Here is a 15803-nt window from a genome sequence, read left to right on the forward strand (position 1 = left end):
GTATTAGGCACGCCGCCAGCGTTCATCCTGAGCCAGGATCAAACTCTCCAATAAAGTTAGTTTGTCTAGCATCTAAAATAAAAATTGACGTTTCACGTTGTTTGTTTCGTTTAGTTTTCAAAGTTCAATATCGCGTTTCAGCGACTTTTATAATATATCATAGTATATTATTTTCGTCAACAAGTTTTTTCGATAAGTTGTATCTCTCATTTGCTGACTCTGCCTATTATATAGGCTTTCTCTTCCCTATGCAAGTATTATTATAAAAAAATAAAGAGAGGGAAAATCCCCTCTCTTATTCTTCTGAAGAAACCTCTTCACTCGTTTCTTCTTCTTCATCTTTTTGTGCTTTTGCTACCGTCGCTACCTCTTGGTCTTCCTCTAATCGAATTAGACGAACACCTTGTGTATTACGTCCCATTTGAGAGATTTGATCAACTGGCATACGAATAATAACGCCTGCCGCTGTAATTAACATAATATCTTCTTCACCTGTAACAGATTTAACAGCTACTAATTTACCGTTCTTATCTGTAATGTTACAAGTTTTCAGACCTTTACCACCGCGGCTTTGCAGACGGTATTCATCAATCGGTGTACGCTTTCCGTAACCATTTTTCGTTACAATTAGAACATTTACATCCTCTTCGACAATTTCCATACCTACAACTTGGTCTTCATCGCCCAACGTAATAGCTTTAACACCTGCAGCATTACGTCCCATAGAACGAACATCTTGTTCATTGAAACGAATTAGCATACCGTTACTTGTCCCGACAATAATATCCTTATCACCCGATGTTAAACGTACAGATATTACCTCATCCTCTTCACGAAGAGAAATTGCAATTAAACCATTTGTACGTATATTTGCAAATGATGAAAGTGGCGTTCTCTTAGAAACCCCTTGTTTTGTCGTAAAGAATAAGAACTGATCGTCACCAAATTCACGAATCGGAATAATAGCGTTAATCCACTCACCCTTATCTACCCCTAATAGGTTAATAATTGGTAGTCCTTTTGCAGTACGACTATACTCTGGAATTTCATATCCTTTCGTACGGTATACTTTACCCTTGTTTGTAAAGAATAAAATATGATCATGAGTAGACGTTGTTAATAAATGTTCAACAAAGTCATCATCATTCGTACCCATTCCTTGCACACCACGTCCCCCACGGTTCTGTGTTTTGTACGTAGAAGCTGGTAACCTCTTAATATAACCGTTATGAGTTAACGTAATCGCAATGTTTTGTTCAGGAATTAAATCTTCATCTTCAATAAATTCCATACCGCCAATTGTAATTTCTGTTCGTCTCTTATCATTGAAACGCTCTTTTACTTCTGTTAATTCTTCACGAATAATCTCAAGAACTTTTTCTTCATCTGCTAAAATCGCTTTTAATTCAGCAATTAACTTCATTAAGTCTTGATATTCTTGCTCAATTTTTTCACGTTCTAATCCAGTTAAGCGTTGCAGACGCATATCTAAAATCGCTTGCGCTTGTTTCTCACTTAAACCAAAACGTTCCATTAAGCCTTGCTTGGCAATATCTGCCGTTTTTGAACTACGAATTAACGTAATAACTTCATCAAGATGATCTAAAGCAATTCGTAATCCTTCTAAAATATGAGCACGTGCTTCTGCTTTTTCTAATTCATAAGCAGTACGTCTACGAATTACTACCTTCTGATGCTCTAAATAATGATATAGATTTTGTTTTAAATTTAGTACTTGTGGCTCCCCATTTACAAGAGACAACATATTAATACCGAAACTTGTTTGAAGCGCTGTATGTTTATATAGATTGTTTAATAGTACGTTTGCATTAGCATCACGACGTACTTCCATGACAATACGCATACCATTACGATCTGATTCATCACGTAAATCTGTAATACCTTCAATTTTCTTATCGCGAACTAATTCTGCGATTTTTTCAATTAATCGTGCCTTATTAACTTGATAAGGTAGTTCAGTTACGATAATAGATTGTTTACCGTTTGACTTCTCTTCAATTTCAACCTTAGCACGAAGCATAATGGAACCGCGACCTGTTTCATAAGCTCTTCGAATTCCACTTCTTCCTAAAATTAAACCTGCCGTCGGAAAGTCTGGACCGGGAATGTATTCCATTAATTCCGCGATAGTAATATCAGGATTATGACTTAATGCCAGCACACCATCAATTACTTCGCCAAGCTGATGCGGCGGTATATTTGTTGCCATACCAACAGCAATACCTGTTGTACCGTTTACTAATAAATTAGGGAAACGCGCTGGTAGTACTATCGGTTCTCTTTCGGAACCATCATAGTTATCTTGATAATCAATTGTATTTTTTGAAATATCACGTATTAATTCCATAGAAATCTTAGACATTCTTGCCTCTGTATAACGCATTGCAGCTGCTGAATCTCCATCTACAGAACCGAAGTTACCATGCCCATCTACAAGCATATAACGTTGACTAAAATCTTGCGCCATACGTACCATTGTTTCATAAACGGCTGAATCACCATGAGGGTGATACTTACCGATTACTTCACCGACAATACGTGCTGATTTCTTATACGCTTTATCAGCTGTAATTCCTAAATCATTCATCGCATATAAAACCCTACGATGTACAGGTTTTAATCCATCACGAACATCTGGTAATGCACGAGATACGATAACACTCATTGCGTAATCTAAAAATGAGGTACGCATTTCATGACTAATATTAATTTCTCGAATTCGTGCTTGTTGTTGATTGTCTGACATCAACGAGCACCTCCTCTTACATTTCCGTTACACATACATTGATTTATATGTAGAAGACAGGAATACTTAGATTCCTGTCATTACTCATTTAAATATCAAGGTTCTTCACGTATTTTGCATTCTCTTGGATAAAGTTACGACGTGGCTCTACTTTATCTCCCATTAAAATTTCAAATGTTTCGTCTGCTTCAATTGCATCTTGAAGGGAAACTTGAAGTAATGAACGTACTTCTGGATCCATTGTCGTCTCCCATAGCTGAGTTGGATTCATTTCCCCTAGACCTTTATAACGCTGAATCCCTGGCTTAGGTTGGGCCGGTAATTCTGCTAAGATTTTTTCAAGTTCCTTATCGTTGTAAGCATATTGAATTTTTTTACCTTGTTGTATTTTAAACAACGGCGGCTGTGCAATATAGATATAACCACACTCAATTATTTGACGCATATAACGATAGAAGAACGTTAATAATAGGGTACGAATATGTGCACCATCAACATCGGCATCGGTCATAATAATAACCTTATGATAGCGTGCTTTTTCAATATCGAAGTCTCCACCAATATTTGTACCAATCGCCGTAATAATTGTACGAACTTCATCATTTGATAAAATCTTATCTAAGCGTGCCTTTTCCACATTAATAATTTTACCCTTCAGCGGTAAAATTGCTTGGAAATGACGATCGCGTCCTTGTTTTGCAGATCCACCCGCAGAGTCACCCTCTACGATGTAAATTTCACTAATTGCTGGATCTTTCGAAGAGCAATCAGCTAATTTACCAGGTAAACTTGAAACTTCTAACGCACTCTTTCGACGTGTCAATTCACGCGCTTTTTTCGCAGCTACACGTGCACGTGCAGCCATCGTACCTTTTTCTACAATTTTTCGCGCTACATTAGGATTTTCTAGTAAGAACTTTTCAAACGCCTCTGAGAATACAGACTCTGTAATTGTTCTCGCTTCACTATTCCCAAGTTTTGTCTTCGTTTGTCCTTCAAATTGTGGATTTGGATGCTTGATTGATACAATTGCTGTTAAACCTTCACGAACATCCTCACCAGTTAAATTACTGTCCGCATCTTTTAAAATGCTATTTTTACGACCATAGTCGTTGATTACACGAGTTAAAGCTGTTTTAAAACCTACCTCATGTGTACCACCTTCATACGTATGGATGTTATTCGTAAATGAGTAAATATTATTTGTGTATCCCTCGTTATATTGAAGAGAAACCTCAACCTGAATACCATCTTTTGAACCTTCTACGTACACAGGCTCTTCATGAATTGGTTGTTTTGAGCGATTTAAATGCTCAACGTATGATTTAATTCCACCTTCGTAATGGAATTCTTTCTTTTGCTTATGTTCACGTTTATCTTCAATTGTTAATTTAATATTACGATTTAAAAACGCTAATTCACGCATACGAGTTGCTAGCGTATCAAAATCGTATACTGTTGTTTCTTGGAAAATTTCCGGATCTGGTTTAAATCGAGTTATTGTTCCTGTTTGATCTGTGTCACCAATGACTTTTAAATCCGCAACCGGAATACCTCTTTCGTATTTTTGGTAATGGATTTTACCTTCACGATGTACAAATACTTCTAATTCTGTTGATAGAGCATTTACAACCGATGCCCCAACACCATGTAAACCACCAGAAACTTTATAACCGCCACCGCCAAATTTACCACCGGCGTGGAGAACAGTCATAATAACTTCTACAGCTGGACGTCCCATTTTTTCTTGTATACCAACCGGAATACCACGCCCATTATCCGTTACACGAATACTATTATCTTCTTCGATACTAACATTAATTTCATCACAATAACCTGCAAGTGCTTCATCAATACTATTATCTACGATTTCCCACACAAGATGGTGAAGCCCTTTTCCACTTGTAGATCCAATATACATACCAGGGCGTTTCCGAACTGCCTCTAGTCCTTCAAGCACCTGTATCTGACTTTCATCATATGCATTTTCTTGCATTTGCTTTTGTTCCATTGACACAAAGATCACCTACTTTTCCATTTAAACAGGGGTTATTCCCTATCTATTTCACAATCTACAGTGCCGTTCGTTACATGAATTGTTTTCGCTTCTTTTAATGTTTCGTGTTCAATTCCGTCGACACTCGTCGTTGTAACAAATGTTTGCACTTTTCCTTGAATTGTATTTAAAAGATGTGATTGACGATAATCATCTAATTCTGATAAAACATCATCCAACAAAAGGATTGGATATTCTTTAACCTCTGAATAAATCAATTCAATTTCAGCTAATTTTAGGGATAGTGCGGTCGTTCGTTGTTGTCCTTGCGAACCAAAGACTTGAACATTTTTACTATTAACGAAGAATTGTAAATCGTCACGATGAGGACCAATTAAAGTCGTACCACGGAAAATTTCACGTTGTTTCACAGATTGAAAACTTTCATAGTATACTTCTTTTATTTTCGACAAATCCATTGATTCTGATACATCTACACTTGGTTTATAGACAATTTCTAACTCTTCTAATCCACGGCTTATACCTTGATGAATTGGAGCTGCCCATTCCTGTAGCAAATGCAAAAATTCAAAACGTTTTTGCAGTATTTTCGCACCATGCTCAATTAGTTGAAGTGTAAATACATCCAACATCGTTTCCTCATTCTTACTATTCCCTTGCATTTTTTTCAACAAGTGATTTCGTTGCGTGAGCACCTTTTGATATTGACTTAATTCATACAAATATACAGGAGCTATTTGTCCTAATTCCATATCTAAAAAGCGTCTTCTTACTTGAGGGCTTCCTTTTACAAGATTTAAATCTTCTGGGGCAAACATGACAACGTTCATCACGCCAATATATTGACTTAACTTTTGTTGTTCAAGTTGATTTAATTTTGCCTTTTTACCTTTTTTCGAAATATTTAATTCCAAAGACAAAGAACTGTTTCTTTTTTGTAATTTCCCCTTTATTTGACCAAAATCTTCATCCCAGCGGATAAGTTCGCGATCATTAGAGGTTCTATGAGATTTCGCCATCGCTAAAACATAAATAGCTTCCATCAAATTTGTTTTCCCTTGTGCATTTTCGCCGATAATTACATTTACCTTATCTTCAAAGGAAAGCTCTAATTTTTCATAATTGCGATAGTTTTTTAATTGTATTTCTGAAATAAACAAAGGGCTCCCCCTTTATGCCTGAACTTGGAAAGTTCCGCTTCCTGGAATTTCAATAACATCATTCGCATATAGTTTGCGACCTCTTCTATTTTCAAGTTCGTTGTTCACGTACACTTCATATTCTTGTAAAAACCATTTTACAGCGCCACCTGTATCAATTACATCAGCTAACTTTAAAAATTGTCCTAGTGTAATATACTCTGTTGAAATTTTAATACGTTTCATAAAATCGCTCACTTTCTGAAAGTGTTCATTCTTTCATTGTACTAAATAAACTAGCATTAGGAAAGTAATACCCAAAAATCAAATAAGGGCCACTAGCATCTTTAAACTAGCAACCCTTATTCCTTACCTAGTAAGTACGAACCGGTAAAATTAATTGAATAATTGAATCATCATTTACTGTACGAATTAAGAACGGTCTCATTGCCCCAGTAAAGCTAACTTTAATCTCTGTACTATCCAAAGCTTTTAATGCATCCATCATATATTTTGCACTAAAAGATATTTTTAACTCTTCTCCATCTACTTTTTCGCATTGTACTTCTTCGACAACTTTTCCGATTTCTGGTGAATTCGAAGAAATCTCTAGCATTTCTTGCTCTAAAGTTGATAATTTAACAACGTTATTGCGGCCATCTCTTGCTAATAGTGAAGCACGATCAATTGCTTGTAGGAATTCTTTTGTATTTACAAAAATATCCGTTTTACTCTCTGCTGGAATTAAACGTGTCGTATCAGGATAATTTCCTTCTAACAATCTTGAGAAGAATAATAAATGTTTTGTACGGAATAATACTTGATACTCCGTAATAACGATATCTACCATTTCTTCAGACTCATCTAAAATTTTACTTAATTCATTTAAGCTCTTACCTGGAATAACAACATTAGCTTGGAATTCATCTGCAATGTTATGTCCTTCAATTTTTGCTTTTCGAAGTGCCAGTCTATGACTATCTGTTGCAATACAAGTTAACTCGCTATTATATACCTTCCAGTTTACACCTGTCAAGATCGGTCTTGTTTCAGAAGTAGAAACTGCAAATACAGTTTGTCTGATCATATGCTTAAGTAAATCTGTTGGTATCTTAAATACATGATGTTCTTCAATCTGTGGCAATAACGGATATTCTGCAGAATCTAAACCATTTAAGTTAAACTCTGATTTTCCAGATTTTATTTTTGTCATAAAATGATTTTCTACAGAAATTTCGACAGTGTCTTTAGGTAGTTTTTTTACAATCTCACTAAAATATTTTGCCTGTAAAACAATGCTTCCTGATTGAGCAATTTCTACGATTTCTTTTCCATCTTCTTCGACTGGAATAAACGATTCAATAGAAATATCAGCATCGCTTCCTGTTAATGTAACCCCTTCTTCAGTAGCTACAACTTTAATTCCCGTAAGGATGGGGATTGTTGTACGAGAAGAAACTGCCTTCATTACATCTTGTACACCTCTTACAAGATAGTCTTTTTGTATTGTAAAACGCATAAAGAAAAACCTCCGGTAAGTATAAGATTTTATTTAATTAATAAAGATAAAAAAATAGTAGTAATAGTAATAGGGCTTGTGGATATGTGGATAACCCCTATAAAGGATGTAAAAACAGTCTATCTACATGTGGATAGACTGTGCGTAAAACAAGGTAAGTTATTCACACTATTCAGCTACTACTTTAAAATACCATTAATTTCTTCAACTTGCTTTTGTAATTGCGTATCGGTTTTTAGTAGTTTAGAGATTTTTTCATGGGCATGGATAACTGTTGTATGATCACGTCCACCAAATTCTTCACCTATTTTTGGTAAAGAGGAATCTGTAAGCTCGCGCGATAAATACATTGCAATTTGGCGAGGAAACGCAACTGATTTGGTACGTTTTTTCGCTTTAAAATCTTCTAATTTCACTTGATAAACATCCCCAACAGCTTTTTGAATATCATAAATAGAGATAATTTTTGGCTTAGAATTTGGAATAATATCTTTAAGTGCTTCAGCTGCTAAATCAGCATTAATATCTTTATTAATTAAAGATGAATAAGCTACAACTCGGATAAGTGCACCTTCTAATTCACGAATATTTGAATCAATTTGATTTGCGATATAAAGCATAACTTCATTTGGTATATCAAGCCCTTCAGCTTTTGCTTTTTTGCGCAAAATCGCAATTCGTGTCTCTAAATCTGGCGGCGTAATATCTGTAATAAGCCCCCATTCAAAGCGGGAACGAAGACGATCTTCTAAAGTCGGAATTTCTTTTGGTGGTCGATCACTAGAAATTACAATTTGTTTACTTTCTTCGTGTAATGCATTAAATGTATGGAAAAACTCTTCTTGAGTTTGTTCTTTTCCAGCAAGAAATTGAATATCATCTATCAATAAAACATCTACGTTGCGATATTTATTACGAAAATCAACAGCCTTATTATCACGAATAGAGTTAATAAATTCATTTGTAAATTTTTCTGATGATAAATATACAACTTTTGCATTTGGATTATGTTCAATTACATAATGACCAATTGCGTGCATTAAATGCGTCTTTCCAAGCCCAACTCCCCCGTAAATAAAGAGTGGGTTATACGCTTTAGCTGGCGCCTCGGCTACAGCTAATGAAGCTGCATGGGCAAAACGGTTACCAGAGCCGATAACAAATGTATCAAATGTATATTTTGGATTTAACATGCTCTGTGGTAAATGAGCTGAATCATCTTGTGCTGGATTCGGCTTAACTGGAGGCAGATCAATATCCTCTTCAGCTTGACTTTGAGGAATAATAAAGCGAATTGCTAATTTTGCCCCTGTTAAATCGTATAGTGTTTCTGAAATTAGTTCGGAGTAATGAGATTCTAGCCAGTCACGAGCAAATTCATTTGGAGCTGTAATCGTTAATACGTCTTTCTTCAAGTTATGAGCCGTTGTTGATTTTAACCATGTCTCATAACTAGGCTTGCTTACCTTTTTTTCTAATTCTTTTAAGGCACTATTCCATAAATCAGAGATATTTTCCAAAGGTGTCCCTCCTTTACTAAGATGGTAAAAGAATAAGGTTGCGCAACAAATGTACAACCCAATAAATATAAAATGTATATTTATACGAAACGTATTTTAAAACCTAAAAACGTCGTTTGTATATGAGATAGGGTTTTCGACAAAAAAATCACATGTGGACAACTATTTACCCACATGTGATTAAAACTGTCCACATGTTATACACAAACTGTGGATAAAATAAAGGTGTGGAAAACTTATTCAAAGTGAAAACACAACTATAATATCAAAAAAAAGTGGCTATAGCAATGAATTTAAGAAAGTTATCCACAAAATCAATACCTTGTGGAATAAACTTGTCCACAACACGATATACTGTGTAAAAGTGCGAAAAAAGTTTGTGGATATAAAAAACGTGAAAAAACATTTATCCACAAGGAAATATAGGTGCTGTGTAAAAGTATGTGAATAGGTTCAAAATGAATATTTGATGAAAATTTCTAGAACCATTGACATTTTCCTAGTTGATTAACTATAATTTATAGGACTGTCTTTAACAGATATTCCTCAGGGAGGTGTCATATAATGAAAAGAACTTACCAACCAAATAAACGTAAGCGCAGCAAAGTACATGGTTTCCGCAGCCGTATGAGCACAGCGAACGGACGTAAAGTGCTAGCAGCTCGTCGTCGTAAAGGAAGAAAAGTATTATCTGCGTAGACCACTGATCGTTCAGTGGTCTTTTTTTCTAATAATAGTGAATTTCCGCTGATGAAATACAGGAGTGTCAATTGATATGAAGAAAAAACATCGTATAAAGAAGAATGATGAATTCCAGGCGGTTTTTCAAAAAGGAAAATCAAATGCGAATCGTCAGTTTGTTGTATACCAATTAGATAAAGAAGAACAGCCAAACTTTCGCATCGGCCTTTCTGTTAGCAAGAAAATTGGAAATGCAGTAGTTCGTAATCGAATTAAGCGCATGGTCCGTCAGGCTATTACAGAGTTAAAAGATGAGATAGATTCTGGGAAAGATTTTGTTATAATAGCAAGGAAGCCTTGTGCAGAGATGACATATGAAGAAGTAAAGAAAAGCTTAATTCATGTCTTTAAACGCTCTGGTATGAAAAGAATAAAAAAGTAGCGTAAGGAAATGAATTACACTATATACATACCGATACAAGGAGGAGTAGGCTTTGAAAAAGAAATTAGGTTTACTAGCCATGGTCGTTGCATTAATGGCGATTGCCACCGGTTGTAGTGAAACGGGTCAGCCGATTACATCGAAAAGTACTGGGATTTGGAATGAATATTTCGTATATCCGCTTTCTCAGTTAATCACGTATTTTGCCGACTTATTTAACAGTAATTACGGTTTAGCAATTGTTATTACAACTCTTATCATTCGTTTTGCATTATTACCACTAATGATTAAACAAACGAAGAGTACGAAAGCGATGCAAGCGTTACAACCGGAAATGGTGAAGTTAAAAGAGAAATATAGCTCTAAAGATCAAGCAACACAGCAAAAACTGCAGCAAGAAATGATGCAGTTATATCAAAAAAATGGTGTAAATCCATTAGCTGGTTGTTTACCAATCTTTATTCAAATGCCAATTCTGTTCGCTTTTTATCATGCAATTATGAGAACAGCTGAAATTAAACAACATAGTTTCTTATGGTTCGATTTAGGACATGCAGACCCGTTCTATATCTTACCGGTCGTTGCAGCAATTACGACATTTATTCAGCAAAAGCTTGCAATGGCAGGAACAGCTGGTCAAAATCCGCAAATGGCAATGATGCTTTGGCTTATGCCGATTATGATTTTAATCTTTGCAATTAACTTCCCAGCCGCATTATCACTTTACTGGGTTGTTGGTAATATCTTTGGTATTGCTCAAATGTACTTTATCAAAGGGCCAGAAATTAAGGCTAGCAAAGCTGGAGGCTCAAGCAAGTGAGTGTAATTACTGCTAAAGGACAAACAGTCGAGCTGGCAGTAGAGGATGCTTTAAGGCAATTAAATACATCAAAAGATCGAGTAGATATAAATATTGTCGATGAGGGTAAAAGAGGATTCTTAGGTTTATTTGGGAATCGTCCTGCAGTAGTAGAAGTTGTATTGAAGAAAGATCCAATTCAAGAATGTGAAGAATATTTAAGAAATGTTATTCACGATATGGGTGTGGAAGTTGAGATTAGTAAAATTGTAAAAGGACGCGAAATTGAATTTACAATTTCTGGTGATAATGTAGGTGTTTTAATTGGGAAAAGAGGTAATACATTGAACTCTTTACAGTATTTAACAAAACTTGTCGCGAATCGTAACACGAAGCAGTATATCGGTATTACACTAGATGCTGAAAATTATCGTAGTAAAAGAAAAAGTACGTTAGAATCACTTTCTTATCGATTAGCGAAACAAGTATTTAATACGAAAAAAAGAGTTATTTTAGAACCGATGCCATCTTTTGAACGAAAAATTATTCATCAGGCATTATCAAATCATCAAGGTATCAATACAACTTCTGAAGGAAATGAACCACATCGGCATGTTGTAATATCTCCTAAATGACCGGTTGCTCAAATGAGTGCCGGTTTTTTTGAGCGGAAAATAGATGTGGATAACTAAAAAACACTAAACTTATCCACTGTGAATAAGTTTAGTGTTTTTTACATGGGGATATAATAAAATGAGTTATTCTTCTTTTGTAGATAGGTTCGTTATGGTATCCTAATAATTTAGTGAAAGAAATAATCATGTTGAAATAGAGATAAATAAGCAAGTGAGGTGAAAGGACATGGAATTTGATACAATTGCTGCGATTTCCACAGCGCTTGGAGAGGGTGCAATTGCCATTGTTCGAGTAAGTGGGGATGATGCGGTTGAGAAAGTTAATCGTATTTTTAAGGGGAAGGATTTAACAGAGGTTCCTTCTCACACTATTCATTATGGTCATATTGTTGATTTAGATACAAATCAAGTTATTGAAGAAGTTATGGTGTCTATTATGCGCGCACCAAGGACTTTTACACGTGAAAATATAGTGGAAATTAACTGTCACGGTGGACTTGTTTCAGTAAATAAAGTATTGCAACTTATTCTAGCACAAGGAGTACGATTGGCAGAACCGGGCGAATTTACAAAACGTGCTTTTTTAAATGGACGTATCGATTTATCACAAGCAGAAGCTGTTATGGATTTGATTCGAGCAAAAACAGATCGTGCGATGAATGTAGCAATTAATCAAATGGAAGGGCGATTATCTAAATTAATTGGTCTTTTGCGTCAAGAAATATTAGAAACATTAGCTCATGTTGAGGTAAATATAGATTATCCAGAATACGATGATGTAGAAGAGATGACACATAATATTTTAATTGAGAAAGCGACGCATGTTCGTTCGGAAATCGAAAAAATATTAGAAACATCAAAACAAGGGAAAATTTTACGTGAGGGTATTGCTACAGCAATTATCGGTAGACCCAACGTTGGGAAATCATCGTTATTAAATAGTCTTGTTCAGGAGAAAAAGGCAATTGTAACTGATATTGCAGGAACAACTCGTGATGTTATTGAAGAGTACGTTAACGTGCGTGGTGTACCTCTTAAACTTATAGATACAGCCGGTATTCGGGAGACAGAAGATGTTGTTGAACGAATTGGTGTGGAACGTTCAAAAGAAATGATGAGCCAAGCGGATTTAGTATTAGTTGTTGTCAACTATAGCGAGGCTTTAACAAATGAGGATGAAGATCTATTCCGTGCGGTACAAGGAAAAGACTTTATTGTTATTGTGAATAAGACTGATTTACCGCAAGCGATTGATATGGAACGTGTTACAGAGTTAGCCGCGGGAAATCGTGTTATTACAACATCCTTAATTGAGGAACAAGGAATAGATGAACTCGAAAAGGCAATAGCTGATTTATTCTTTGAAGGAACAATCGATTCTGCAGATATGACATATGTTTCTAATGCGAGACATATTGGATTATTAACACAAGCAGGAAAAACAATCGGTGATGCAGTTGAGGCGATTGAAAATGGTGTACCAATTGATATGGTACAAATTGATTTAACAAGAACGTGGGAAATACTTGGTGAAATTACTGGGGACACAGTGCATGAAAGCTTAATTGACCAGTTGTTCTCTCAATTTTGTTTAGGAAAATAATATAGTGAAGTTGTAGAAAGATAGAGATTATTAGGAGGAATAAACAATGGGATACAATGCCGGTTCATACGATGTCATAGTAATCGGTGCAGGTCATGCAGGATGTGAAGCTGGTCTTGCGGCAGCACGAATGGGCTCAAAAACATTAATGTTAACAATTAACTTGGATATGGTAGCATTCATGCCATGTAACCCTTCTGTTGGTGGACCAGCAAAAGGGATTGTTGTTCGTGAAATTGATGCATTAGGCGGAGAAATGGGACGTAATATTGATAAAACTCATATTCAAATGCGTATGCTAAATACAGGTAAGGGACCAGCCGTACGTGCACTTCGAGCGCAAGCTGATAAATTCTCTTACCAACATGAATTAAAGAAAACAATTGAAGAAACACCAAACTTAACGTTGTTCCAAGGAATGGTAGAGCGTTTAATCGTTGAAGAAGGTGTATGTAAAGGGGTAGTTACACAAGCTGGTGCAGAATATACAGCAAAAACAGTTGTAATTACAACTGGAACATTTTTACGCGGCGAGATTATCATGGGCGACTTAAAATATTCAAGTGGTCCAAATAACCAGCAACCGTCTATTACATTATCTGAGCATTTAGAGGAGCTTGGATTTGATCTTGTGAGATTTAAAACAGGGACACCTCCTCGTGTAAACAGTAATACAATTGACTACAGTAAAACAGAAATTCAACCAGGTGATGATAAGCCACGTGCATTCTCTTTTGAAACAACGAAATTTATTATGGATCAAATTCCATGTTGGTTGACATATACAAGTACAGAAACACACCGTTTAATAGATGAAAATTTACATCGTTCAGCTATGTATTCTGGTATGATTAAAGGAACAGGTCCTAGATACTGTCCTTCTATTGAAGACAAAGTAGTAAGATTTAATGATAAACCACGTCATCAAATTTTCTTAGAGCCAGAAGGGCGTAATACACAAGAAGTATATGTACAAGGTTTATCCACAAGCTTACCAGAAGATGTACAACGTGACATGCTTAGAACAATTCCAGGCCTAGAAAATGTTGAAATGATGCGTACAGGTTATGCAATTGAATATGATGCAATTGTGCCAACACAACTATGGCCAACACTTGAAACGAAAAAGATTAAAAATTTATATACAGCAGGACAAATTAATGGAACTTCTGGTTACGAAGAGGCGGCCGGACAAGGGCTTATGGCTGGAATTAATGCAGCATGCCGTTCTTTAGGTAAAGAAGAAGTTGTTTTAGGTCGCGAGGATGCTTATATTGGCGTCTTAATTGATGATCTTGTAACGAAAGGTACAAATGAACCATATCGTTTATTAACGTCTCGTGCAGAATACCGTCTATTATTACGCCACGATAATGCTGATCTTCGTTTAACTGAAGTTGGTCGTAAAATTGGATTAATTAAAGAAGAGCGCTATGAGCGATTTACAAATAAAAAATTACAAATTGAACAGGAAAAGGAACGTTTAAGCAGCATTATTATTAAACCACGTCCTGAAGTTCAAGAATTAATTCGCAATATTGGCGGAAGTGAATTGAAAGATGGAATACGTGCAAGTGACTTATTACGTCGTCCAGAGATGACATATGAGCATATTCATCTTTTAGTACCAAGTGAAGTAGAATTAAGTGATGAAGTTAAAGAACAAGTTGAAATTCAGATTAAGTATGAAGGATATATTGAAAAATCTTTACAGCAAGTAGAGCGTATGAAGAAAATGGAGAATAAAAAAATCCCTGTAGATATTGATTATGATGCGATTTCTAGCATTGCTTCAGAAGCTAGACAGAAATTGAAAGATGTTCGTCCACTTTCAATGGGGCAGGCTTCACGTATTTCTGGCGTAAATCCAGCGGATATTTCCATTTTACTTGTGTATATAGAACAAGGAAAAATTGCACGCGTATCGAACCAATAAATAGTAAGGAGATATTGCTAGATGAACATAGAACAATTTCAATCTATGCTAGAAGAGAAGGGAATCACCCTCTCTTCTAGACAGTTAGAGCAGTTCAAAATCTACTTTGAAACATTAGTAGAGTGGAATGAAAAAATGAACTTAACGGCTATTACAGAAAAAGAAGAAGTATATTTAAAACACTTTTTTGATTCCATTACAGCTGCTTTTTATTATGATTTTTCAAAACCATTCTCAATTTGCGATGTTGGTGCAGGTGCTGGATTCCCAAGTATTCCTTTAAAAATTTGTTTCCCGCATTTAAAAATAACAATTGTAGATTCGTTGCAAAAACGTATTAATTTCTTAAATCACTTAGCACAAAAGTTAGAATTAAGTGATGTTGCATTTTGTCATGATCGTGCTGAAACATTTGGGAAAAAAGAAGGTGTACGTGAATCATACGATATTGTAATGGCACGTGCAGTTGCGCGTCTTTCTGTATTAAGTGAGCTATGTTTACCGCTTGTAAAAGTTGGAGGAACATTCATTGCAATGAAAGGTGCAGCAGCAAACGAAGAAATTGAAAATGGTAAGTATGCTTTAGAGGTGCTAGGCGGAGAGTTAAAAGAGATGTCTACGTTCCAATTACCGTTTGAAGAGAGTGAACGTAATATTTTATTAATCGAGAAAAAGCGCAAGACACCAAAGAAATATCCACGCAAACCGGGAACACCCAATAAATTACCTATTGAAAAATAAATCT

At 35.6% G+C, this 15803-nt stretch carries 13 protein-coding genes; 7 read left to right on the plus strand and 6 right to left on the minus strand.

Annotation, left to right across the window (positions count from 1 at the left end; translation table 11 throughout):
• Positions 1 to 295 precede the first annotated feature (295 nt).
• From gyrA to dnaA, 6 genes are all read right to left on the minus strand, one after another.
• Positions 296 to 2767, minus strand: coding sequence for a DNA gyrase subunit A (gene gyrA, locus ACS2CR_RS13805; RefSeq protein WP_001282864.1), 2472 nt, complete (start codon positions 2765 to 2767; stop codon positions 296 to 298).
• An 88-nt stretch (positions 2768 to 2855) separates the two neighbouring features.
• Complete coding sequence (gene gyrB / locus ACS2CR_RS13810) at positions 2856 to 4778, minus strand: DNA topoisomerase (ATP-hydrolyzing) subunit B (RefSeq protein WP_000435982.1); 1923 nt, start codon at positions 4776 to 4778, stop codon at positions 2856 to 2858.
• Between the two features lie 38 nt (positions 4779 to 4816).
• The gene (recF, locus tag ACS2CR_RS13815; protein ID WP_053513698.1) at positions 4817 to 5944 is read right to left on the minus strand and encodes a DNA replication/repair protein RecF; all 1128 of its coding nucleotides are present in this window, start codon (positions 5942 to 5944) and stop codon (positions 4817 to 4819) included.
• Between the two features lie 12 nt (positions 5945 to 5956).
• Positions 5957 to 6169, minus strand: coding sequence for a S4 domain-containing protein YaaA (yaaA, locus tag ACS2CR_RS13820; protein ID WP_000821364.1), 213 nt, complete (start codon positions 6167 to 6169; stop codon positions 5957 to 5959).
• A gap of 127 nt (positions 6170 to 6296) precedes the next feature.
• Positions 6297 to 7442, minus strand: a complete 1146-nt coding sequence (gene dnaN / locus ACS2CR_RS13825) for a DNA polymerase III subunit beta (RefSeq protein ID WP_001212884.1) — start codon at positions 7440 to 7442, stop codon at positions 6297 to 6299.
• 179 nt (positions 7443 to 7621) lie between these two features.
• On the minus strand, positions 7622 to 8962 hold the full coding sequence (gene dnaA / locus ACS2CR_RS13830; protein WP_000428017.1) for a chromosomal replication initiator protein DnaA: 1341 nt from the start codon (positions 8960 to 8962) through the stop codon (positions 7622 to 7624).
• A gap of 564 nt (positions 8963 to 9526) precedes the next feature.
• Between dnaA and rpmH the strand changes: the two genes are divergently transcribed.
• The 7 genes from rpmH to rsmG all read left to right on the plus strand — a co-directional run bounded on the left by rpmH (position 9527) and on the right by rsmG (position 15799).
• The gene (rpmH, locus tag ACS2CR_RS13835) at positions 9527 to 9661 is read left to right on the plus strand and encodes a 50S ribosomal protein L34 (protein ID WP_000831901.1); all 135 of its coding nucleotides are present in this window, start codon (positions 9527 to 9529) and stop codon (positions 9659 to 9661) included.
• 76 nt (positions 9662 to 9737) lie between these two features.
• Positions 9738 to 10085 (plus strand): ribonuclease P protein component, encoded by a 348-nt coding sequence (gene rnpA / locus ACS2CR_RS13840; protein ID WP_000726621.1) that lies wholly within the window; start codon positions 9738 to 9740, stop codon positions 10083 to 10085.
• A gap of 52 nt (positions 10086 to 10137) precedes the next feature.
• On the plus strand, positions 10138 to 10905 hold the full coding sequence (spoIIIJ, locus tag ACS2CR_RS13845; protein WP_000727737.1) for a YidC family membrane integrase SpoIIIJ: 768 nt from the start codon (positions 10138 to 10140) through the stop codon (positions 10903 to 10905).
• A complete protein-coding gene (gene jag / locus ACS2CR_RS13850; RefSeq protein ID WP_000111516.1) occupies positions 10902 to 11519 on the plus strand; it encodes an RNA-binding cell elongation regulator Jag/EloR in 618 nt (205 codons plus the stop codon). The genes spoIIIJ and jag overlap by 4 nt, the downstream gene beginning before the upstream one ends.
• 226 nt (positions 11520 to 11745) lie before the next feature.
• Positions 11746 to 13122, plus strand: a complete 1377-nt coding sequence (gene mnmE / locus ACS2CR_RS13855; RefSeq protein ID WP_000393769.1) for a tRNA uridine-5-carboxymethylaminomethyl(34) synthesis GTPase MnmE — start codon at positions 11746 to 11748, stop codon at positions 13120 to 13122.
• Between the two features lie 46 nt (positions 13123 to 13168).
• Positions 13169 to 15058 (plus strand): tRNA uridine-5-carboxymethylaminomethyl(34) synthesis enzyme MnmG, encoded by a 1890-nt coding sequence (mnmG, locus tag ACS2CR_RS13860; RefSeq protein ID WP_000541055.1) that lies wholly within the window; start codon positions 13169 to 13171, stop codon positions 15056 to 15058.
• A gap of 21 nt (positions 15059 to 15079) precedes the next feature.
• On the plus strand, positions 15080 to 15799 hold the full coding sequence (rsmG, locus tag ACS2CR_RS13865) for a 16S rRNA (guanine(527)-N(7))-methyltransferase RsmG (RefSeq protein ID WP_001019625.1): 720 nt from the start codon (positions 15080 to 15082) through the stop codon (positions 15797 to 15799).
• Positions 15800 to 15803: the final 4 nt, after the last annotated feature.

Source organism: Bacillus cereus group sp. BceL291 (genome assembly GCF_051776705.1).
Classification (GTDB): Bacteria; Bacillota; Bacilli; order Bacillales; family Bacillaceae_G; genus Bacillus_A; species Bacillus_A cereus.